This is a genomic window from Micromonospora hortensis, assembly GCF_022230935.1.
Lineage (GTDB): Bacteria > Actinomycetota > Actinomycetes > Mycobacteriales > Micromonosporaceae > Micromonospora > Micromonospora hortensis.
Genome location: NZ_JAKKFE010000012.1, coordinates 458,610 through 479,545 on the forward strand (window position 1 = coordinate 458,610; position 20,936 = coordinate 479,545).

Here is a 20,936-nt window from a genome sequence, read left to right on the forward strand (position 1 = left end):
GGGCGGGCTGCGCCTACAGGGCCGCCGTGGTCTTGCTCAGGAAACTGGCAAGTTGGCCATAGTCGACGTCTTGCCCATCCGTGATGTCGACAGTCTTGCGTTCACCGTTGCCCATCGACCGCAGGAATCCCTTGACCTCGGGGATGTCGGTCGCGTTGAAGACCATGAACGAGACCTTGGCCTTGGCTACCGCGATGACGGCGGCGTAATGGCCGTTCTTGAGGTAGTGCGGCTTGCCGTACTGAAGCCGCTCCTCGACACCTGGAACAGTTTCGTCGATCATCGCACGCAGCTTTTGGCACACGTCGATCTGCCACGGCTGCGTCTTGTTGATGTATTCGGTGACGTCGTCGTTCACGGTCATCCCCTTCATGGTGCTCAGTAGATATCGCGTGTGTGGTGGACAAGGGTGCGGTGCCGCCGCGCTCCCACCCTTCACCACTTGGGGGCCTCGGGCTCCTGACCCGCCCGGCGAGCTCCTCCCCGGCCGGAGCGTAGGCCAGCAGGCCCACTCCGCGTTCGCCCACGGGCTGAGCCGCGAACCTAGGCGTGCTCGCCCCGGCGACACTCGACGCACTGCGACAGTTCATGAGCGGCGGCGCCAGGTAGGCGAGATCCGCGCTCAAGACCCCACGTTCCCCGGTCGGTCCTCGCACCGCGACATCATCAGCGAGTGCCCCTGAGTCGGAGTGTCCGACGAGCGATCAGCACGGCGGCGACCACTGCCGCGGCCCAGACGCTCACCCGCACCGGCCAGGCCATCGCGCTCTCCGGCGGCGGGGGCAGCAGCACCATCTGCAACGCCGCACCGGCGGGCACAAGGAGGACAGCGAGCGTTCCGACCGGACCAGAGCGCTGGATCAACGCCCCGACAGTCCCGAGCGGAGGGCCGAGACACACACTAGCGATCAGCCAGTACCGGGTCGCCATGTCCCACCAGATGCCGCCGTCGAAGATCACGTCCACGCCGTAGTACGCGATGGTGGCGGAGATCAGCGTGCAGCCGCCCGCGAGGGCGCCGCGCAGCATTCCCGCCGCCAGTCGTACGCCTCGACTCACCAGCCAGCCCACCAGCACGGCCATCGCCGCCCAGGCCCATCCGGCGTCGAGGATGAGACTGGCGAACTCCGCGGCCTGTGACCAGCCGCCCCGCTCAGCACGCGCGGTGCCGACCTCGCCCCGCAGCACCGGCACATGGTTGACGATCGAGTCGACGGCACCCAGCGCCACACCGGCCACCGGACCGACCACCACCCACCACAGCCCATCACGCCACGAGATCATCGCGATCATTGTGCCGGGACCAACGCTTGTCGTCGGCCCGATTCCAAGCCACGATCAGGTGGTCGCGCCGATCAGGCCCGATCTAGCGCCGTACGGTCGCTGGCCACTCCCGGCAGGCGGCCCTCGACGTCGCGACGGCCACCTGCCCCACAACCAGTAACGGGGCCGGCTGCTCCTGCCCAGCCTGGGTTAGGGCTGTTCGCGGCGCAGGGCCGAGGGGGTCAGTCGTCGTCGTCCTTCTTCTTCTTGTCGCGGTTCAGGGCCAGGTCGAGCGCGAGCACGCTGCCGATGATGAGCAGCGGGTCGACGCCGGCGGTGACCTGCACGGCGTAGGTGTCCCGGATCGTCAGCCACCGCTTGGAGACCGAGGCCACCTCGGTGCCGCCGCGCTCGATCACGTACTCGTGGTCGAGCAGGTCACCCTTCATCTCCAGGTCATCAGGCCCCGGCACGTCGATGGTGAACTTGTCGCGGAACGGCGTGAGCAGCTTCTTACGGACCTCTGCGGCCTTCTCCCCGCCGATCCGGATCTCGTAGGTGGGACGGAGCGCCACCAGGTGTCGGTGCAGCGTGGCGACCTCATGGCCGGAGGCGTCTTCGATGACGACCTTGTTGCGGACGCTGAGCACCTTGCCGTCGACATGGAAGACCTTGGTGCCGTGCTCGTCGAGCACGTCGAAGTCGTCGCCGATCGAGAAGAACCGCTCCTTGATGACAAACATGATTCGATTCTCCCCCACCGCACGCGGAAGTGCCGGCCGAGCACGGCCGACCGTTACCGCCACTCTCTGCCGCTGTCGTCGCGGTACCAACCCGGTCGGCGGGCCATGACGAGGACACGGCCGGCGGCCGGGGACCAGCACCAGATTGGACCGCCATGCCGCTGCGGGTCCACTCTGGCAAGCTGTCCCAGTGATGGTCGGTGATCTATTGGACGACAGGTATCAGGTCGAGAGCCGTCTCGGTACTGGTGGCATGTCGGCCGTCTGGCGGGCCCGGGACCGGGTCCTCGAACGCGCGGTGGCCGTCAAGGTCCTGGCCGGCGCGCAAGCTACCGCCCGAGGCGCACGGCAACGCATCCAGGCAGAGGCCAGGGCCGCGGCCGGCCTCTGGCACCCGCACGTGACGAGTGTGTACGACTATGGCGAGCACACCGATGCCGCCGGCCGCCAGGTCTCGTATGTGGTGATGGAACTGCTGCCCGGCCAGACCCTGTCCCAGCGGCTTGCCGCCGGTCCGCTGCCGCCTGCCGCCGCGATGCGGACGTGCGCACAGGTCGCCGAGGCGCTCGCCGCCGCGCACGACCGTAAGCTGGTGCACCGCGACATCAAGCCGTCCAACGTGATGCTGACACCGGCCGGTGTGAAGGTGGTCGATTTCGGTATCGCCACCACTGTCGGTCGGCCGGAGCTGGAGGCGGACGGACGGCTGTTGGGCACCGCGGCCTACCTCGCACCCGAACGGCTCGCCGCTGGCACTGTTCTGCCCGCCTCCGACGTCTACGCGCTCGGACTGTTGCTGTACCGAACGCTGACCAACGAGCTGCCCTGGTCGGCGGAGACCCCCACGCAGATGTTGACCGCTCACGTGTACGTCGATCCGGCACCGCTGCCTGACATCGAGGGAGTGTCACCGGAGGTCCACCGTCTCCTCGACCGTTGCCTCGCCAGGGATCCCGCGGATCGGCCGGACGCCACGGATGTGGCCACGACCCTGCACGGTTTGGCTGATGACGCCGAGCGGCGGGAGAAACAGGCGGCGCAGTCGGCATCCGTCTCGCCCGTGTCGGCCCCGACCACCCCCAGTTCCCCTCCCGGTCGGCGTCGCCGCATCCCCAACGCCGTGTTGATCCCCGTCCTCATCGTGACGGCGGGGACCGTTTCGCTCCTGCTCCCCCAGCTCATACCCGCCGATGGCAGATCCGGCGGGGTGGCCACGCGTGACGGTGTCACCCCGCCCAACGCCGCCTTCGACGTGTCTGCCACTGAGGCACCTGCTCCCCGGCAGACGTCCGCGGGGCCCGCACCAGTCTCACGACCAAGCCGTACGGTGACCGCTTCGGCTGGGCCGGCTGAGCCGACTGCCAGAGCCGGTTCCACGGCCGGCCCTGGCAGTAGAACGTCCCCCAGTGCCGAACAGCCGACGGGGCCGCCGAGTGCCGCGCCGACGCCGACCTCCCCAAAGCCAGGTACATACATTCGGGCACTCGGTGGCGTGGTGACTGTGCTCTGCACCGGCGATCAGGCTCGCGTGGTCGACGTCGCTCCTGCCCCCGGGTACCGCCTCAAAAACTACAACCCCGGGCCCGTCAACGAAATCCAGGTGGTGCTGCTGTCCGCGGGCAACAGGAGCGAGATCAAGGCGCGGTGCGACGACGGCACGCCATTGCCGAAGATAAAGGAGAGCCGTCAGTGAGCGGACGGCCCGCGCTCGCGTCCCCCACTGACACCTCGGTAACTGCATTGGCCCTCGAAACAGCCCCGAGCATGTCCGCTGGTCATGCTGCCGTACCGAAAACACCACGATCCCCGACAGGGTCTGGTTCAGGGCAGCGCGGTGACGAATTCCGCTGGCGTAGTGCGGAGTTGGGTGTCCCTGCTTGGCGGCGTGCCGAACATGCGGCGGTATTCACGGCTGAACTGGGAAGGGCTGTCGTAGCCGACGCTGAGGCCCACACCGGTGATGTCTGAGGGGCGGCTGGCGAGCAGGAGCCGAGCTTCTTGCAGGCGGATGCGTTTTTGGAACTGGATGGGGCTCATTCCTGTAACTGTGTGAAAGTTGCGGTGGAAGGCGGAAACGCTCATGCCAGCGATTTCCGCCAGGTCCTCCACACGAAACGCGGTGGCGTAGTTCTCCCGGATCTCATGCACAGCGCGGTTGATGTGGGCCAGTCCGCTGTCGGCGAGACCGAGCTGACGGATGGCGACGCCCTGCTCGCCGCGCAGGAGATACCAAAGGATTTCCCGCTTCACCATGGGAGCGAGGATCTTGCGGTCTGCAGGCTGCTCCAGCAGCCGCAGCAGGCGCACGATGGCGTCCAGCAACGTAGGCGAAGCTGTGGAGACGGCGATGCCGGGTGATGCGGTGCGTGGGGTGGCCGACAGGTCTCGGGGGTCGGCTTCCAGGAGGAGTTCAGCAAGGGCTGAGGGAGCGAGAGTCATGCCGAAGCCGAGGGTGGGCTGCCCGGTGTCCAGGACATGGCCGGTGACGGGGAGGTCGGCGGAGGCGATCAGGTACTCACCGGGCCCATATTCGTAGAGGTGCTCGCCCAGGGCGAGTCGTTTGCCACCCTGGGCGATGACTGCGAGCACGGTCCCGGACATCCCGGCCGCCGAAGCATTCGGATGGTTGAACTTGCATACCTTGATGCCCTCGATCGCCGTGCTCATGTCGGGCCGCGCGTGCCGGTTGAGAAGCTCACGCATTTCGTCCAGGGCAGACATGATTCTATTCATGCACAAAACTCCACGAGGTGATGTCGGCTTGGCATGATTGGGCAGACATTCAGAGGTTCTGGCCTCCGGAGACTTCGATGTCCTGGGCGGTGATCCACCGGCCTTCCTCGGAGACCAACATGGCGATGACCATGCCGATGTCGTCGGGCTCACCGACGCGGCCGAGAGTGAAGGTCTTCGCCAGCTCCGGGATGATCTGCGGGTTCTTGCTGAACGCGTCGTCGGCGAAGCGGGTGACGGTGGCTCCCGGTGCGACCGAGTTCACGCGGATGCCGCGGGGACCGAACTCCTTGGCCATGTAACGGGTGAGCACCGCCACGGCGCCCTTGAGAGCCGCGTAGACGGAGTATCCCGGCGCGGTCACCTGGGGCAGCGTGGAGTTGCTGGTCAGGTTGACGATGGCGCCGCCGTCGGCGAGGAGCGGCAGCAGGGCCTGGGTGAGAAAGAAGGGCCCCTTGAACAGGCCGTCGGTGAGCCGGTCGAATTCCTCTTCGCGGGTGTCCTCGATCATCGCCATGCCGGCGAATCCGGCGTTGTTGACCAGGTGATCGAAGGAGTACCGCTGGAAGGTATCGCGCAGCACCTCGGCTACGGTCTGCCGGAAGATGGTGAATCCCGCCGTATCGCCGAGATCCAGGTGGAGCGCCACGGCAACGCCGCCCTGCTGCTCGATCCGCGCGACAGTGTCCTTGGCACCCTGTTCGTTGGAGCTGTAGGTCAGGATGACGCCGGAACCACGCCGGGCGATCTGCCGGGCCGCGCTCTGGCCGATGCCGGAGCTTGCACCGGTGACGACGGCTACCTTCATGATGTGCCTCCTGGGCCTGAGGATTCGTCGGAATCCGTGCGAAGTGTGTCCCTTCCAGGAGAGCGCTGTGCCGAGCCCGCGAAAAGAACGATCCTCTTCGCCTCATGCCCAATCCTCTTGGATGGCCGGGCATGGACCGCGTCGGCCGTGCCCGCCACTGCCCGCGCAGAATCGTGCAAGGATCCGTCAGGATGTCCCTAGCAGCCCTTCCGGCGTAACGGTTGACTTGCCCCAAAGCCATTTCCGTAAGGCACGAGTGAGGCAGCCGACCATGATCGACACCGCGGACAGCAGCTACGACGTGGGCGCGGTCAGGCGCGCTCTGGCAATCGGCCCGGGCTCGCCGCGCGAGGCACGCACCATCGACATCACCACCCTGGGCCGGCGCACCGGCCGCCCGAGGCGCATCGAGATCTGGTACCACCATGTCGACGGCCGTTGGTACCTCAGCGGGATGCCGGTGCCCCGAAGCTGGCACGCCAACCTGTCGGCGCACCCGCACTTCACCTTCCACCTCAAGAACGGCGTCCGGGCAGACCTGCCGGCCACCGCAGTGCCGGTCAAGGATCCCGCGGTGCGCCACCGCGTACTGTCTGCGGTCGTCGCCCTGCAGGACGAGCCCGGTTTGCGTGTGCGCGTCACCCAACGCCAGCGCCTGGAGGATTGGCTCGAGCACAGCCCGCTGATCGAGATCATTTTCGACGACGAACGGCTGAGCCCCCGCTGAGCTGACCACCCGGGCGACATGGAGGGGATTTCCCAGGCAGGCGGTCAGGAAGTGCAGAACGACGCCGGCTTGGTCAGGCCGAGGTCCTCGCAGTCCCATCCGGTGCCCTGGTCCTGGAATCGCCAGCCCGTGCCGACCGTGTAATGGAACAGGTAGATGACGCCGCTGGCGTCCGGACGCTGCACGTCGGCGGCCGCCCACGTCTCGACGCACTCCACTCCCCTGGAGGCGAAAGACCAGCCCGTCGGCAGCTCGACCAGGGTACCGAGGGTCTGCGTCGACGGGCAGGTGGGATTTTGAGGTCCGTCACTGGTCTGGGTGGATCCGGGTGGCGTCGGAGGGTCGGGCCGGTGGCGGGTGGCGAAGGCGACCGTGCCGCCGATGGCGAACACCACCGCCGCGGCCGCTGCGCCGGTGGTGAGCGCTGTGCGCCGTTGTGACTGCCGCGACTTGCGCAGGGCGCGCTCGTACATGTCGGCGGTGCCGCCGTGCTCGCTCAGATCGGACATTGCCTGACGCAGGGGCCCGAGGTTGTCGGTCATCAGGCCTCCTCCATCACGGCCGAGAGCAGCTCGGGTGCTATCTCCCGCATGCGGGCCAGCGCCTTGCTGGTCTGGCTCTTGATCGTGCCGACTGAGCATTGCAGCAGATCCGCGGTCTCGGCCTCGCTGCGGTCCTCGAAGAACCGCGCCACCAGCACGGCCCGTTGCCGCTGGGTGAGTTGGGCGAGGGCCTGGTGCAGGGCAAGCTTGAGATCGGTACGGCGAGCATGGTCGCTGCCGGGCTGAACCACGTCGGCCAGTTCGCCGGGCAGGGACTCGGCTACCTTGCGGCGCCGCCACCAACTCACGTGCTGGTGGTACATGGCTGTGCGGGTGTACGCCTCGAAGTGCCCGGGATCATTCAGCCGGCGGCGGCCCCGATGCGTGCGGGCCAGCGCATCCTGCACCAGGTCCTCGGCGAGGTGCCGGTCGCCGGTCAGCAGGAACGCCGTCCGCAGCAACGCCGGGGAGCGGGTCCGCACGAACTCACAGAAAAGATCGTCTATGGAGTCCGCCATGCCGCGCTCGTCCCCCCACGTACCCGAAGTCCTTCAGGCAGCGGCGGCGTCGATGCGGCCGGTTGACTGTGGCGCACACCATAGCTGGCGTGCGCCACAGCAAACGACTGAGGTCACCTCGTCAGGAGATGCAGAACGGCGCCGGCTCGGTGAGGCCGAGATCCTTGCAGTCATATCCGCTGCCGTCGCCGTAGTACTTCCATCCCGTGCCGGTCACGAAGTGGAACAGGTAGACGCCGTCACCGGCCTTCGGGCCCTGCGGGTCAGCTCCCGCCCAGTCCTTGACGCACTCGACACCGCCGAACGTCCAGCCCTTCGGAAGCTCGACAAGGGTCTGCAGAGTCTTCGCCGAAGGGCACTTGGCACTCGTGGCCGCGCCGGTCACCGGCTTGGCCGTCGTCACCGGGTCCGAGATGCAGAACGGCGCGGACTCGCTGAGGCCCAGATCCTTGCAGTCCCATCCGCTGCCCTGGTCGTAGTACTTCCAGCCCGTGCCGGTCACGAAGCGGAACAGGTAGACGCCGTCACCGGCGGTCGGGCCCTGCGGATCGGCAGCCGCCCAGTCCTTGAAGCACTTCACTGTCGTGAGAGACGAGCCCTTCGGCAGTTCGACCAGCGTCTGGAGGGTCGTCGCCGTGGGACAGTCAGCCGCCGGGGCAGCCGCAGCGGACGACGCGCTGGGGGTGCCAGTGGCCGCAGCGGCCGACGTCGCAGCAGATGCGGTCGGGCCAGGCCCGGGAGCCGGCGAGGAGCTGCAGGCGGACAGTCCGAGAAGGACAGCGGCAACGGGCAGCAGCAAACGAGGACGTGCAGACATTTCCGGGCCCCTATGGCTCGTGGTGATCGTCGCTTACATCCGGGTACATGCGATCCACCGCCCGTAGGTTGCCGCCGACCAGAAAAATTCGTCGAGATCTCGCTGGAGCGCCCTGATACCTGGCCGCCGCTAGGCGGACCGATCAGAGCGGTGTGGGCGCGCCAGTCCTGACGACTCACGTGAACGCTGCGCTGTGTCGCATCACGCGTGCCGGATCCCTGGGGTGAATGCAGGCACTGGCGCAGCACTGCGGGTCGGTCGGACCTGGACACCCGCCCATACTGTGCCGTCTATGGGTGACCTGAGGGCGGACTTCGCCGAATGTGGCGTGTTCTTTCGAGACACCAACCTGCCGAGCGCGGTGCTGGCGAAGTACCGACCCGGCTTGTTTCTTCGGGAGCCGACGTTCTGCGACGCCTCGGGGCGACCGGGTGGTTTCGTCGCCCGGCATCGTTATCTGATCTTCTCCGCGAATGCGCGGACGCTTCCGCTGATGCTTGCTGATTGGGGCCTGTGTCTGTGGCCGAGGGACCGGCTGTTCAAGATTCTCGACAGGGTGACCGACGGCGTCCGTACGCAAATCACCCTGCTGGAGGTCCCGGACCGCCATATCGCGGTGTTCTCGGACGAGGAGCCCAACGGCATCGAGGCCGCGTACGCCGCGCATGGTCGGGAGCTGTTCGACCAGCTTCGGCTGGCAGCTGTGGTACCCGAGCTGGACACCGACCGGTGGCGAGAGCGGCTGGTGTACCCGGTGGGTGTCGACGACGAAGCCGGCTACTTCCCGCTCTACAAGCCCGCGGAGTACACCGACGGCGCACCCCTTGCTCAAATGGCGCACGCGGTTCGGTATCAGGCGCAGCGCCTTCTGGAGGCCGGTGCGTTCGGCGATGCGCGGGCGCAGCTTCGCTCGAGCGTCGAGCCGCTGCGGCCGTTCGCCTCCCGGTTGCCTGAGGCGCTGGCGGGTCTGCTGGCGGTGCGCGCGGAGCTGCACGCGCAGTTGGGCGACGGCAACGCGGCGGAGGCCGACCTGCACGAGGCGTTCAGGTTGTGCAAGCAGCTCGACAACGATCGGCTACCGGTAGCTGCCATCCTGTCCCGCCTTGGCCATCTCTATCAAAGCGCCGGCCAACTCGACGCTGCTGAGAAGCACTACCTGCACGCGCTGGCGATCAAACGACGAGTGGCTGGGGATCGCAGCGCGGAGGTGGTCCCGACGCTCGTGTCTGTCGCCGTCCTGCACGAGCAGCGCGGCGAGTACGCGCGGGCGCAGGAACTACTCGATGACGCACGCGCCATCGCGCGGGAACGTGGTTGGGACGACGACCCGGTGATGCTGAGCAACCTTGCACGGCTGCAGCAGGCGCAGGGCCGATTTGACGACGCATCCGACAACTATCGGGCTGCGCTGGCGGCAACCCGCCCCTCCGCGATCGGGGGGCACCAACACACAGCGCTTTTGGGCAATCTGGCCGAGCTGCACGCGGCGCACGGCGACGCGGACGAGGCCCTGCGGCTGCTGACCGAGGTACTCGACCGGCAGCGCGAGATGTTCGCCGAGCTCAGTGCCTACGGCTCGCAGGAGCAGCTTGTGCAACTGCTGAGGGCGTCACGGGTCCGCGTCGGGCAGTACGTCGCGCTGGTGATGTCACGGTTCACGGACTCACCGGAGTGTGTCCGCCGGCTGGCGGATCTGGTGGTGGACCGCAAAGGGTTGGGTATTGATTCGTTCGCGCAGCGGCGTGCCGCGGCCGCTGCGGATCCTGATCTGCGGGCGCGACTTGATCAGTTGGCTCAGCTACGCCGGTGGGTAGCCGAGCAGCAGCTCGCAGGCGCCGGCCAGAACAGCGAGGCAGGCTCCCACCGAGAGCTCCGTCGGGCTCGCCAGGAGTGTGAGGTGTTGGAGGCGGAACTGGCGCGGGACCTGCCGGGATTCGATACGGGCCGCCTTGCCCGACGGATGGACAGTGCGACGGTGGCGAGGGCGACGCCAGCCGGCGCGGCGTCGGTGGAGCTGCTGCGGTACGGCGACTTCGACTTCGCCGCCATTCGAAGTCGGGGCGAGCAGCAGTGGCGGCCCGCACGGTACCTCGCTGTCGTCCTGCGACCCGAGCGGCCCGATGAGCCGGTGCTGGTCGACCTTGGGGTGGCCACGGCAGTGGACGAGCTTGTCGCGGCCGTGCGGGCCCAGGTCACCGGCCGACGCGACCAACCCATCGGGGCGCGGCAGTCGATCAGCCCTGAGGCTGCGCCCCGGGACGCGTCGCAGCGCCTCCGGGCCGTCGTGTTCGACCCGTTGTGCGCTGCGGTCGGCGGCACCCGCCGGTTGTTGATCGCACCGGACGGCGACCTGCTGCGGCTGCCATTCGAGATGCTGGCGACCACTGACGGCCGGCAGGTGATCGACGACTACACCATCTCCTACCTGACCGCGACACGGGACCTGCTCCGGCTTGGCGCACCGGCCCGACGGTCGTCTACGCCGCCGCTGGTGGTGGCCGGCCCCGACTACGACCTCGGTTCACCCGGCGGGCTGGGTGGGCCCCTGGCACCCCTGCCAGGGGCCGTCGAAGAGGGCAAACGCGTCGGCAGGCTGCTAGGTGTACTCCCCAGACTCGCCGGTGAGGCGACGAAACCGGCTGTTCAGGACACTCACGCACCGGTGGTCCTACACATCGCCACGCACGGTTTCGCCCTCAAGCGCCAACCGCCCCTGGCACCGCACGAGATCGCCGTCGGCATGACCATCCGCTTGGCTGGCCCGGATCAGATGTCGCTCGTGCTCGACGGTGTCCTCGCCACTCCGGGTCCGTTGGTGGCCGCCGACGAAGACTTCGCCCGCATGGCCGGCAGCCGGTTGGCGAACCCGCTGTTGCGATCCGCGCTCGCGATGGCCGGCGCGAACACATGGCTGAGCGGCGGCGAGCCACCCGACGGTGCCGGCAACGGCATCCTCACGGCGTTGGAGGTGACCGACCTGGATCTGAACGGCACGGAGCTTGTGGTGTTGTCCGCGTGCGACACCGGTCTGGGCGAGGTGGAACCCGGCGAAGGCGTCTTCGGCCTACGCCGTTCTTTCGTGCTGGCCGGCGCCCGCACCCTCGTGATGAGTCTGTGGAAGGTCCCGGACGAGCAGACGGTACAGCTCATGGCGGACTTCTATCAGCTTCTGAGAGAGGGGCAGCCCCGCGCCGAGGCGCTGCGCCAGGCACAGTTGCGCACCCGCGAGCGGCACCCCGAGCCCCGTTACTGGGCGGCGTTCATCTGCCAGGGCGACGGCGGTACCCTGTCGACATTGGCCTCACCCGCACCGGATCTGGAGCCTGAGCGTTGACCGACCGCGGCGCATTCCCGATCGACGACTTCTGTCCCGAGTGTGAGCTCACCCGTGGCAGGCACGAGACGTGGTGCTCCGCCCACTACGCAGGCGATGCCGGCATGCCACCCGAGGGCGACTCTGGTCCTGCGACGCCGGTGTGCGCCGATCCGCCGCCTGCCGACACCGAATAGGCCCGCCATGTCGAACGGACCTCGCTGGCTGGTGCGCTACCCCTTGGGCACTACCGACGCCTTCCGGTCCATGGGCACCGTCGCCGCGCCGCTGCTGGCCGGGTTCGCCCTCGCCACGCTCGCGGTGCTGCTCACTAGCGATGTGAAAGTGCGCCTCGCCGGACCTGCCACGTTCGCGCTCGCCCTCGCCGCGGCCATGTTCGTCTTCTGTGTGCAGTTCACCGTCGCCGGGCTGCTGTATTCCGCTTCCCCCGCCGAACGCTCCGGCTGGCAGCCCACCGCCGACGACACGGACGTGGCGGAGCGGATGCGGCGAGTGCAGCGCAGGGACTACCTCCTACAGGGGAAGTACCTCTTCCGCGCCCGGCTGACCTACGACGTGGGAATCGTCAGCCTGCTCGCCGCGCTCCTGGCCTTGGTCACCCCCCAAGACTGGCTGTCCTGGCGCGGCGCCGCGTTCGCGGTGGTCGCGGCGGCCCTGACGGTCGAGTTCGTCTGGGTGATCGCCGGTCGCACCCGCTACGCACCTGGCTGGCTTCTCCCCTCCTACCGCCACACCCGCCAGTAGCTTCTGGTGCGGTCGAAGACGGCAAGAGTCGGCTGACGTTCCCACCTGGCACAGACCGGAGTGTGGCATCCCCCAGACCGGCTGGGATGCACCGATTCCGGGTCCACCAGTGGCGGTACCCGAGGTCGGCATCATCGCCCAGCACCCCCGGAGCCAGGCGTCCAGCCGTGTCCAGCCGTGTCCAGTCGCGTCCAACATCGCACTCGCGGCCCCCTCCCGATTGCGAGGATTGCCGTCCCGGTCCGGGCCGTCCGGCTCCTGACCTGGCCGACCAGTCCCCTCGTGATGGGAGCGGTGAATGTCAGAACCTGTTGTCAGCCACCCGCGTACGACAAGACCAAGCCGCAGGTCCCTGCTCGCGATGGCGCTCGCCGTCGTGGCGTCGGTGGCCTTCGTTCCGACGGCCGCAGCGGCCGGGCCGGTAGACCGACAGGCCCGACCCGGGGGCGCGGCGGATCCGGTCCGCACCGATGGTCGGGCAGCCCTGGCTTCCGTCGGCGGCGTCGCCAGGGACCGGGCGGGCGGGGCGGCGGACATGGCCCAGGCGATCGCCGCACAGCGGGGTATCAGCCGCGATGCCGCCGAGAAGCTGATCAGCGCCGAGAGCGCCAATGTGCGACTCGCCAACCAGTTGACCGCCGAGCTGGGTGCCAGCTCGGGTGGCGCGTACCTGTCCGATGGCGACCTCGTCGTCGCGGTCACTGACGCCGCGGCTGCCGCGAAGGTGACGGCCGCCGGTGCGAAGGCGCGCGTCGTCGCTCGTGGCGAGCGGCAACTCCAGTCCATCCAGCGGGCGCTGGAGGCCGCGGCGAGTGAGCCGAACACGACCTGGGGGGTGGACCCGGCGACCAACCAGGTGGTGGTGAGCCTGCCGGCGTCGGGGGTGAAGAACGCCGTGCAACGCTCGGTGGCGCGCAAGTTCGGCGCGGCGGTGCGGTTCGAGACCAGCGCCGGCCAGATCCAGCCGAACGTCGGGATCTCCAGTGGGGACTCGTTGGGCGGCTGCTCGGCCGGGTTCACCGCCACCGACTACACCTTCAACTACATCATCACGGCCGGCCACTGCACTCAGGGCTACCCGCACTGGACACTGCCCAACGGGCAGGACGTCGGGCCGTCGTTGGAGAGCAACTATCCGGAGAACGACTACGGCCTCATCTGGATGAACGGTTCGTCGGTCTGGGCGACCGGCGTCATCAACCTGTGGAACAACACAAGCCGCAGCATCCACGGTTGGGCGACGGCCGTGAGTGGGCTGTCGGTCTGCAACTCGGGCAGGACCACCGGATTCCGGTGCGGCTCGGTGCTCAAGACCAACGTGACGGTCAACGGCGCCGGCGGCACCGTACGCCAGATGGTCGAGACCAACATCTGCACCCTCGGCGGCGACAGCGGTGGGCCGCTCTTCGCCACCAACACCGCGTACGGGCTGAACTCGCACGCCAACCGGAACGGCAGCCAGTGCAACTCGACGCCGCGCACCTGGCATCAGCCGGTGGGAGAGGCGATCAACGCGTACCAGGTCGTCATCTATGGCGCGCCGTGACGAGCGGCGACGAGCGAAGGAGACAGGGATGAGAACCGCATTCACCAGAGCCGTACGCCTCACCGCCGCGGCCGTGATGGCGACGGCGGTGGCCCTGACCGTGGCCGTCGGCCCCGCTCAGGCGGACCTCTGGCAGCACACCGACGGGTTCGAGGGGAACCCGGCAGCCGTGTGGGAGTTCCATCGATCCGGCGCCGGGAGCGGAGCCTTCGAGTTGGGCACGGGAACGGCCCGGTCTGGTTCGAACAACGCCATTCTCACGACCTCGACCGGTGGCTGGTCCGGGGTGGGCAAGCTGCTCACAGTGGGGCCGCGTACGGCCGGGCACTCCACGACCTGTGGCGGCGGGTTCTTCGTCCGGGCGGTCAGCGGGCCGGCGGTGCTCAACATCGAGGTGATCGATCCGGCGAGTTGGACCTACCTCGCGCTGCGGACCGTCCGGATCAGCGACACCACGTGGCGGCGGCATGACGTGGCCAGCTACGCGAACGGTCCAAACAAGGTGTTCGTCCGCGTCTCCCTGCTCGGTGGCAGCGGTGCGGTGCGGGTGGACGACTTTGCCTTCCAGTGCACCTTCTTCCGCGCCTGAACAGGTCGACCACAGCGGGGCCGGCGCTCTTGGCGCCGGCCCCGCGACGCCGGCCGCCCGGTCGTCGTCGTGGCGGCGGACGGTCGACGTTCGCTTCACGGTTGTGCCAGGGCCGTATCGGTGAAGCAGACACGTGACCAGGTTCCCCCACCCAAACGGGATGGACGGAGGATCATCTGCTACGGTAACCGCGTTGCAGTTTTGATTTCCGTAGACGTTTTTCAGCGCCTGATGGGTCATCTGAACCCACCCGGCGCTTTTTCGTTTTCGTGTCGTTTCGACGCGGGTGATCAACGCGGCGGCGTAAGGGTCCGCACAGTGCGGTCTCTAACAGCCTGCGAGGAGCAGACATGACTACAGGTACCGTGAAGTGGTTCAACGCCGACAAGGGCTTCGGCTTCATCAGCCCGGACGACGGCGGCGCCGACGTCTTCGCCCACTTCTCCGCGATCTCGGCGAGCGGCTTCCGCAGCCTCGACGAGAACCAGAAGGTGGAGTTCGACATCACCCAGGGCCAGAAGGGCCCGCAGGCGGAGAACATTCGCCCGCTCTGATCCACACTCTGCGAACGGCGGCCCGACTGATTCAGCGGGCCGCCGTTCGGCGTTTCATGCGATCACCACGGCAGACCACGCACGACTGCCGGCAGGACCGCCGGCATGTTGACTCCTGCCGGGCATCCTGCCTGTCTCCCGGCAGCGCACGTTGCTTGACTCAGCGGCATGACATCAATACGGAAAGCGATCACCCGCACGGTGGTCGTCGGGGCACTGGTCGGCGCGACCGCGCTCACCGGTCCCACCTCCGCGTACGCGGAGTCCGGCCAACCGGGGGCCGCCGGGGCCGCCAACTCCCTCCTGGACATCATCCCGGCGCAGGCCCTGGACCAGATGGTCGCCCAGGCCCCACTGGTTGACGCGGCCAATGTCATCCGCACCGCTGTGGAACGCTCGCCGGCACGCGGCTACGCCGGCATCGGCTTGGTCGACGACCACGTCACCCTGTGGTGGAAGGGTGCGCTACCCACCGACGTCGCCGCAGCCGTCACCGCCGCCCGCCGCAGCGCGCCGATCCAGGTAGCCAAGGCCACCTACTCCCGCGCCGAACTGCGCAAGGCGGCCGCCGCCCTCACCCCGGTAGTGAAGGCCGACCCGGCGGACGCCAGCCACTCGGTCCGACTGCGCACCGACGGCACCGGCATCGACATCGGCGTGGACTACACCGCGGGCGCCAAGCTGCCGAAGCTGCCGGCCACCAGCGTCCGTACCAGCCTCGTCCAACGTGACCGGATGGTCGAACGGTCACGGGCCAACGACTCCGCGCCGTTCGACGGCGGAGCGGGCATCGGGTTCACCACGCCCGGGTGTACCGCGGGCTTCGGTGTACGCAACGCGGACACCAACGCCGGTTACGTCCTCACCGCCGAGCACTGCGGAGCCATCGGCTCGCCCTGGCACGTGGGCTGGAACACGACCACCGGCACCGGCACGCTGGTCGGCTACGCGGTCGACAGCAACGACGACCACGACACGATGATCATTTCAACGTCCGCGCCCGGCGGCCATCTCTACGTCGGTGGTCAGCATGACGAGGTCCGCGCCCAGGTAATCGGCTGGACCGAGGTCTTCCCCGGCCAACTGCTGTGCCAGTCCGGTTACACCTCCGCGGGGGAGATCGGCGGTCCGGTCTGCAACCTGCGGGTCGACTTCCACTACGACGACATCGAGGACCTCGTCGAGGCCACCCAGCTCGACGGCGAGGAGGCCGCCCGGGGTGGGGACAGCGGCGGCCCGGTCTACTCCGTCAACGCCAACGGCACGGTGCTCGCCGCCGGCACCACCACCCGATCGGCCGGTCGGGGCTTCGGCTTCCAGGACTTCGCCACCGCCCGCGACGACTACGGCAACATCGTGCCGGCGACGCCGATCGCCAGCACCTGCCGAGTTTCCTTCGTCGTCACCAACTCGTGGAGCACCGGCTACAGCGCCAGCGTCACCGTCTACAACGACGGCCCGGCCACCAACGGCTGGTCGCTGGGCTTCGCCTTCCCGGGTGGACAACTCGTTCAGGGCCACTGGAACGGCGTCTTCCAGCAGACCGGCGCGGCGGTGACCGTCACCAACGAGAACCACAACGCCAGCATCCCGACCGGCGGCGCCGTCAACGTCGGCTTCACCGCTAACGGCTCCCCCGCCACCCCGGCGCCGTTCACCCTCAACGGCACCACCTGCAACTGACCCCTGTCCATGCACACCGGGCCCCGCCGCATCGCCGGCGGGGCCCGGTCCGTGTCCGGGATCAGGACTCGGCCAGTTCGCGTAGCAGGGTGGCGCGCAGGGTCCGCACCTCCGGTGCGTCCAGTTCGCCGCACCGGTCGAGCGCCCGCTGGCGCAGCAGGCGGGCGTCGGTGGCCCGGCCCGGAGTCGAGCCGGCCAGCGCCGCGAGCGCGGACAGAGTCTGCGCCTCCCACCACGGGCAGGACAGCGCGGCATACAGGGCCAGCGCCGACCGAAGCGCCTCGGCCGCCGCGTCGACCTCACCCAACGCCTGAAGCGCGAGCCCGTACCGGTGGATGGCGTTGGCCTCGCTGAACGTCGCGCCGCACCTGTGGAACACCCGCCGGGCGCGGGAGTACTCGGCGGCGGCGGCCCTCCACCGGCCCATCCCGGCCAGGTCCGCACCGAGACTCATCATCGCCCCGGCCCGGGCCACCGCCGCGCCAGTAGGGCTGAGGCCGTTGCCCTGGACGTAGAACGTCAGCACGTCGCGGTGCAACTCGGCCGCTTCGGAGAACCGGCCGAGCGCGGCCAGCGCTCCGCCCAGCGCGCTCGCCGCGCTGTGCTCGCCGAGGGCGTACCCGATCTCGCGAAACAGGCTGACGGCCCGGCGGCAATGGTCGATGGCCGGCCCGCCGCGGCCGATCCGGATGAGGATGGCCGCGGTGTAGGTCAGCGCCCACGCCTCTTCCCGGCGGTCCCCGATCCGCCGAGCCAGTTCCAGCGCGCGGGCCAGGGCGGCCAGCCCGTCGGTGTTGCGGTCCCGGCAGAAGTACCGGGCCCAGCCCAGGAAGTTCAGCAGTACGGCCTCGTCGCGAGGGCTACCGGCGGCCCCGGCCGCGGCCACCCCCAGCGAGAAGATCTCGTCCCAGGAGTGCCGGTGACTGTTGGCGTCCGAGTACCAGTGCAGAGCCCTGGTGACGGCGACCACGTCGGCGTGCCGACCGCTCCGGGCCGCGTCGCGCAGCGCCGCCAGCCAGTTGCCGGACTCCCGATCCAACCAGTACGCCGCCGCCCGATCGTCGTCGAACGGGGAGTCGACCCGACAGGCGACGGGTTCGAACATCAAGCCGGCCTGCCGGGTACGCCGCAGCAGCCAGCCGACCATCTGATCGTGCGCCCCCGTCCGGCAGGCCTGTTGTTCCTCGGCGTCGAGGCGTTCCTGGGCGTAGAGCCGGACCAGGTCGTGGAACTGGTACCGGTCCCCCGTGGTCAGGAGGACACCGGCTTCGACCAATTCCTCCAGGGCCGCCGCTGCGGTCTCCTCGCCGGTGCCGGCCACGGCGGCGACCAGCGCGGGTTCGAAGTCGGTGCCGGGAATCAGCGAGGCCCGCCGGAACACGCGCGCGGTCATCGGGTCCAGCTGCCGGTAGGAGACCTCGAACGCCGACCGGACGCCCAGGTCTCCAGCGGTCAGCACGGTGAGCCGTCGACGCTGGTCGCGGAGCAGGTCCACCAGCCAACCGACCGACCATTGGGGTCGGCTGGCGAGGCGGTTGCCGGCGATCCGGACGGCCAGCGGCAGCCGGCCGCAGAGTTTGACGAGTTGATCGACCGCGGCCGGCTCGGCGGCGATCCGGTCGGCACCCACGATCGCCGCGAGCAGCAGTCGACCGGCCGTCGGGGCGAGCAGGTCGAGCGGCAGGCGCACCGCACCGGCAAGACCCGTCAGCGGACGCCGGCAGGTGACCAGTGCGAGGCATCCCCGCCCGGCCGGCAGCAGTGGGCGTATCTGTGCCTCAGTCGCGGCGTTGTCCAGGACCACCAGCAGCGACCGGTCCCGGGTGAGGGTGCGAAAGAGACCACCGCGCTCAGCGGTTGACACCGGCACCCGGCTGTCCGGGACCCCGAGCGACCGCAGCAATCCGGCCAGCGCCTCGGCCGGGTCGACCGGGCCGTCCGGCGAGGCGCCCTGCAGGTCGACGAAGAGCTGTCCGCCGGCGAAGGCCGGGCTGAGTCGATGTCCAGCGGCGACGGCGAGGCTGGTCTTGCCGATCCCGGGCGGCCCGTGCAGCACCACCACCGAGGCGGTGTCCGGTCGCCCCGCGGTGATGTCGGCGGCCAGCGCCGTGAGCTGTTCCAGGATCCCCGCCCGCCCGGCCAGGTCCGGAACGGCGGCGGGCAGTTCCCCGGGTACGACCACCGCCGGGCGGTCGTGTGGCACCTCCGCGCGGTGGCTGAGCACCGGCACGCGATCGTGCGGCACCTCCCTGCGGTCGTCCGGCACCGCGACGCGGTCGTCCGGCACCGCGACGCGGTCGTCCGGCACCGCCGCTCGGTCGTGCGGCTGCCGCTCGGCCCGGGCCAGGGCGACGAAACGGTCGCGGTCCGCCCCGGCCAGCCGCAGGGCGTCGGCGAGCAGCACAACCGTCCGTCGTTGCGGGCTGCGCACCCGGCCGCGCTCCATCTCCCGGATGCCGCGGACACTGGAACCGGCCGCCTCGGCAAGCTCCTCCTGGGTCAGCCGCCGCTCCAGGCGGAGGGTCCTGAGGAGGCCGCCGAACTGGTCACGCCGCACCTGACTCCTGGGCATGCTCCCCCAACCACCCAACGCCCACAATCACGTAACGTGCATCGATGCTCGCATGTGCGTGACGAGTTGCGGGCCACTGTGCAGCGAGTGTGAGTATCACCATGGCGAATCCTCGACGAGTCACCGCAATCCCGGTGGCGATCGGCGGGCCATAACCCCGCAGATCGCGCACGCCATGGCAACCGCCGCGCCCATCCGGGCCGCCGCGTGGAAGCGGCACCGGTGACGGGCGGATGACGGGTCGACCCTGGCTGGGGGCAACCTCGACCCGGCCGGGGCGGGGACGCCCTCGCCCGCGTCCGCCACCGGAGCCAGAAATGGGGTGTTCTCGTACAACAACCTAGACCAGGGCGTTTATCACCGGTCGCGCTGCCTGCCAGCCGGTGTTGCCAGGAAAGTGCGCGCAGCAAAGAAGTAGCCTGATCGGCCGGGGCGACACCCGGCGCTCCCGAGGGGTACCAGCAGTACGCGCCTTGACAGAGACTCGCAGCGCCGCCACGGCTGTGGTGAGTGCGGGCAGGTCAGCATCACGTCACCGGAGGACATCATCTTCACCGTCAACGCCATCGCCGCGCCTTCTGCCACCGAACCGCTCGTGCGCACCACTATCGAACGGCGGGACCTGGGCCCGCACGATGTTCTCATCGAGATCCGCTACGCCGGCATCTGCCACTCCGACATCCACACCGTGCGCGGCGACTGGGGCAGCGTTCCCTACCCGCTCACCGTCGGCCACGAAATCGTCGGCCGGATCACCGAGATCGGCGCCGACGTCACCCGCCACGCGGTCGGCGACCGCGCTGGTGTCGGCTGCATGGTCAACTCGTGTCGCGAGTGCGAGAACTGCCGCACCGGAAACGAGCAGTACTGCCTCAAGGGCAACACCCAGACGTACGCGGGCGTCGACCGGGACGGCACCGTGACCCAGGGCGGGTACTCGACCCACGTCGTCGTGAACGAAGACTTCGTACTGCGAGTGCCGGACAGCATCCCGTACGAGGCGGCCGCGCCGATGCTGTGCGCGGGCATCACCACGTACTCGCCGTTGGCGCACTGGAACGCCGGTCCCGGCAGGAAGGTCGCCGTGGTGGGCCTGGGCGGTCTGGGTCACATGGCCGTCAAGATCGCCGCGGCGATGGGTGCCGAGGTGACAGTGCTGTCCCAGACGCTGTCCAAGAAGGACGACGGCCTGCGCTTCGGCGCCGAGCACTACTACGCCACCAAGGACCCGGCGACGTTCGAGGTGCTCAAGAACAGCTTCGACCTGATCATCAACACGGTCAGCGCACCGATCGACATGGCCAGCTACCTCGGTCTGCTGCGTCTGGACGGCACGCTGGTCAGCGTGGGTGCCCCGCCGGAGCCGCTACCGGTGCCCGTCTTCGCGTTGTTCGGCAACCGGCGTTCGTTCGCCGGCTCCAGCATTGGCAGCATCGCCGAGACGCAGGAGATGCTGGACTTCTGCGCCGAGCGCGGCATCGCTCCCGAGGTCGAGGTCATCGGCGCCGAGGCGGTCAACGACGCGTACGAGCGGGTGCTCGCCTCGGACGTGCGGTACCGGTTCGTCATCGACATCGACACCCTGCGCTGATCTTCTCCGAAGTGCCAGGGTCCGCCGAACGGCGGGCCCTGGCGCGCAGCCGGGCCGGGGCGACCGGTGGCCGGCGCTGATCCACCTTTGACGTCATCGACGCGCGGCGTCGTCTGGCGACGCGGTCGGCGAGGATGCCGATGGGCCGCCGAGGCGCAGAGCGCGCATCGGC

The 20,936-nt window shown here is 69.0% G+C and carries 18 protein-coding genes; 9 read left to right on the forward strand and 9 right to left on the reverse strand.

The window, feature by feature from the left end; genetic code table 11:
- Window positions 1-13 precede the first annotated feature (13 nt).
- From NIE111_RS10640 to NIE111_RS10650, 3 genes are all read right to left on the reverse strand, one after another.
- Window positions 14-364, reverse strand: coding sequence for a DUF1801 domain-containing protein (locus NIE111_RS10640; RefSeq protein ID WP_238684226.1), 351 nt, complete (start codon window positions 362-364; stop codon window positions 14-16).
- 302 nt (window positions 365-666) lie between these two features.
- Complete coding sequence (locus NIE111_RS10645; protein WP_238684227.1) at window positions 667-1,284, reverse strand: hypothetical protein; 618 nt, start codon at window positions 1,282-1,284, stop codon at window positions 667-669.
- A 221-nt stretch (window positions 1,285-1,505) separates the two neighbouring features.
- Window positions 1,506-2,006 carry an LURP-one-related/scramblase family protein gene (locus NIE111_RS10650; protein WP_238684228.1) on the reverse strand — a complete coding sequence of 167 codons (501 nt, stop codon included), beginning with the start codon at window positions 2,004-2,006 and terminating at the stop codon, window positions 1,506-1,508.
- Window positions 2,007-2,199: 193 nt separating this feature from the next.
- Here NIE111_RS10650 and NIE111_RS10655 point away from each other — a divergent pair, with 193 nt between their 5' ends.
- A complete protein-coding gene (locus NIE111_RS10655) occupies window positions 2,200-3,699 on the forward strand; it encodes a protein kinase domain-containing protein (protein ID WP_238684393.1) in 1,500 nt (499 codons plus the stop codon).
- 128 nt (window positions 3,700-3,827) lie between these two features.
- Here NIE111_RS10655 and NIE111_RS10660 read toward each other — a convergent pair whose 3' ends face one another.
- Both NIE111_RS10660 and NIE111_RS10665 read right to left on the reverse strand, forming a co-directional pair.
- The gene (locus tag NIE111_RS10660) at window positions 3,828-4,727 is read right to left on the reverse strand and encodes an AraC family transcriptional regulator (protein ID WP_238684229.1); all 900 of its coding nucleotides are present in this window, start codon (window positions 4,725-4,727) and stop codon (window positions 3,828-3,830) included.
- A gap of 61 nt (window positions 4,728-4,788) precedes the next feature.
- A complete protein-coding gene (locus NIE111_RS10665) occupies window positions 4,789-5,547 on the reverse strand; it encodes an SDR family NAD(P)-dependent oxidoreductase (RefSeq protein ID WP_238684230.1) in 759 nt (252 codons plus the stop codon).
- 271 nt (window positions 5,548-5,818) lie between these two features.
- Between NIE111_RS10665 and NIE111_RS10670 the strand changes: the two genes are divergently transcribed.
- The gene (locus NIE111_RS10670; RefSeq protein WP_238684231.1) at window positions 5,819-6,274 is read left to right on the forward strand and encodes a nitroreductase/quinone reductase family protein; all 456 of its coding nucleotides are present in this window, start codon (window positions 5,819-5,821) and stop codon (window positions 6,272-6,274) included.
- 44 nt (window positions 6,275-6,318) lie between these two features.
- Here NIE111_RS10670 and NIE111_RS10675 read toward each other — a convergent pair whose 3' ends face one another.
- The 3 genes from NIE111_RS10675 to NIE111_RS10685 form a co-directional block, all read right to left on the reverse strand.
- Window positions 6,319-6,816, reverse strand: a complete 498-nt coding sequence (locus NIE111_RS10675; RefSeq protein ID WP_238684232.1) for a hypothetical protein — start codon at window positions 6,814-6,816, stop codon at window positions 6,319-6,321.
- The gene (locus NIE111_RS10680) at window positions 6,816-7,334 is read right to left on the reverse strand and encodes a SigE family RNA polymerase sigma factor (protein ID WP_238684233.1); all 519 of its coding nucleotides are present in this window, start codon (window positions 7,332-7,334) and stop codon (window positions 6,816-6,818) included. Before NIE111_RS10680 ends, NIE111_RS10675 begins: the two co-directional genes overlap by 1 nt.
- A gap of 121 nt (window positions 7,335-7,455) precedes the next feature.
- Window positions 7,456-7,914, reverse strand: a complete 459-nt coding sequence (locus NIE111_RS10685; protein WP_238684234.1) for a hypothetical protein — start codon at window positions 7,912-7,914, stop codon at window positions 7,456-7,458.
- Window positions 7,915-8,512: 598 nt separating this feature from the next.
- Here NIE111_RS10685 and NIE111_RS10690 point away from each other — a divergent pair.
- The 6 genes from NIE111_RS10690 to NIE111_RS10715 all read left to right on the forward strand — a co-directional run bounded on the left by NIE111_RS10690 (window position 8,513) and on the right by NIE111_RS10715 (window position 16,601).
- Complete coding sequence (locus NIE111_RS10690) at window positions 8,513-11,485, forward strand: CHAT domain-containing tetratricopeptide repeat protein (RefSeq protein ID WP_238684235.1); 2,973 nt, start codon at window positions 8,513-8,515, stop codon at window positions 11,483-11,485.
- Between the two features lie 183 nt (window positions 11,486-11,668).
- Window positions 11,669-12,229: a hypothetical protein gene (locus NIE111_RS10695; RefSeq protein WP_238684236.1), complete on the forward strand. Its 561-nt coding sequence runs from the start codon at window positions 11,669-11,671 to the stop codon at window positions 12,227-12,229.
- A 298-nt stretch (window positions 12,230-12,527) separates the two neighbouring features.
- Window positions 12,528-13,775: a S1 family peptidase gene (locus NIE111_RS10700; RefSeq protein ID WP_238684237.1), complete on the forward strand. Its 1,248-nt coding sequence runs from the start codon at window positions 12,528-12,530 to the stop codon at window positions 13,773-13,775.
- A gap of 28 nt (window positions 13,776-13,803) precedes the next feature.
- Entirely contained in the window at window positions 13,804-14,364 is a 561-nt protein-coding gene (locus NIE111_RS10705; RefSeq protein WP_238684238.1) for a hypothetical protein, read from the forward strand.
- A gap of 350 nt (window positions 14,365-14,714) precedes the next feature.
- A complete protein-coding gene (cspE, locus tag NIE111_RS10710) occupies window positions 14,715-14,918 on the forward strand; it encodes a transcription antiterminator/RNA stability regulator CspE (protein WP_013283833.1) in 204 nt (67 codons plus the stop codon).
- Window positions 14,919-15,086: 168 nt separating this feature from the next.
- Window positions 15,087-16,601, forward strand: coding sequence for a cellulose binding domain-containing protein (locus NIE111_RS10715; RefSeq protein ID WP_238684239.1), 1,515 nt, complete (start codon window positions 15,087-15,089; stop codon window positions 16,599-16,601).
- 61 nt (window positions 16,602-16,662) lie between these two features.
- Here NIE111_RS10715 and NIE111_RS10720 read toward each other — a convergent pair whose 3' ends face one another.
- The gene (locus NIE111_RS10720; RefSeq protein WP_238684240.1) at window positions 16,663-19,173 is read right to left on the reverse strand and encodes an ATP-binding protein; all 2,511 of its coding nucleotides are present in this window, start codon (window positions 19,171-19,173) and stop codon (window positions 16,663-16,665) included.
- A gap of 547 nt (window positions 19,174-19,720) precedes the next feature.
- Between NIE111_RS10720 and NIE111_RS10725 the strand changes: the two genes are divergently transcribed.
- A complete protein-coding gene (locus NIE111_RS10725; RefSeq protein ID WP_238684394.1) occupies window positions 19,721-20,764 on the forward strand; it encodes an NAD(P)-dependent alcohol dehydrogenase in 1,044 nt (347 codons plus the stop codon).
- Window positions 20,765-20,936 lie beyond the last annotated feature (172 nt).

What these genes read in the sequence shown, in the direction of transcription:
- NIE111_RS10640 (WP_238684226.1), bottom strand. Translation starts at nt 364, where the DNA reads ATGACCGTGAACGACGACGTCACCGAATACATCAACAAGACGCAGCCG.
- NIE111_RS10705 (WP_238684238.1), top strand. Translation starts at nt 13,804, where the DNA reads ATGAGAACCGCATTCACCAGAGCCGTACGCCTCACCGCCGCGGCCGTG.
- cspE (WP_013283833.1), top strand. Translation starts at nt 14,715, where the DNA reads ATGACTACAGGTACCGTGAAGTGGTTCAACGCCGACAAGGGCTTCGGC.
- NIE111_RS10680 (WP_238684233.1), bottom strand. Translation starts at nt 7,334, where the DNA reads ATGGCGGACTCCATAGACGATCTTTTCTGTGAGTTCGTGCGGACCCGC.
- NIE111_RS10720 (WP_238684240.1), bottom strand. Translation starts at nt 19,173, where the DNA reads ATGCCCAGGAGTCAGGTGCGGCGTGACCAGTTCGGCGGCCTCCTCAGG.
- NIE111_RS10670 (WP_238684231.1), top strand. Translation starts at nt 5,819, where the DNA reads ATGATCGACACCGCGGACAGCAGCTACGACGTGGGCGCGGTCAGGCGC.
- NIE111_RS10655 (WP_238684393.1), top strand. Translation starts at nt 2,200, where the DNA reads ATGGTCGGTGATCTATTGGACGACAGGTATCAGGTCGAGAGCCGTCTC.
- NIE111_RS10660 (WP_238684229.1), bottom strand. Translation starts at nt 4,727, where the DNA reads ATGTCTGCCCTGGACGAAATGCGTGAGCTTCTCAACCGGCACGCGCGG.
- NIE111_RS10675 (WP_238684232.1), bottom strand. Translation starts at nt 6,816, where the DNA reads ATGACCGACAACCTCGGGCCCCTGCGTCAGGCAATGTCCGATCTGAGC.
- NIE111_RS10665 (WP_238684230.1), bottom strand. Translation starts at nt 5,547, where the DNA reads ATGAAGGTAGCCGTCGTCACCGGTGCAAGCTCCGGCATCGGCCAGAGC.
- NIE111_RS10695 (WP_238684236.1), top strand. Translation starts at nt 11,669, where the DNA reads ATGTCGAACGGACCTCGCTGGCTGGTGCGCTACCCCTTGGGCACTACC.
- NIE111_RS10700 (WP_238684237.1), top strand. Translation starts at nt 12,528, where the DNA reads ATGTCAGAACCTGTTGTCAGCCACCCGCGTACGACAAGACCAAGCCGC.
- NIE111_RS10645 (WP_238684227.1), bottom strand. Translation starts at nt 1,284, where the DNA reads ATGATCTCGTGGCGTGATGGGCTGTGGTGGGTGGTGGTCGGTCCGGTG.
- NIE111_RS10650 (WP_238684228.1), bottom strand. Translation starts at nt 2,006, where the DNA reads ATGTTTGTCATCAAGGAGCGGTTCTTCTCGATCGGCGACGACTTCGAC.
- NIE111_RS10715 (WP_238684239.1), top strand. Translation starts at nt 15,087, where the DNA reads ATGACATCAATACGGAAAGCGATCACCCGCACGGTGGTCGTCGGGGCA.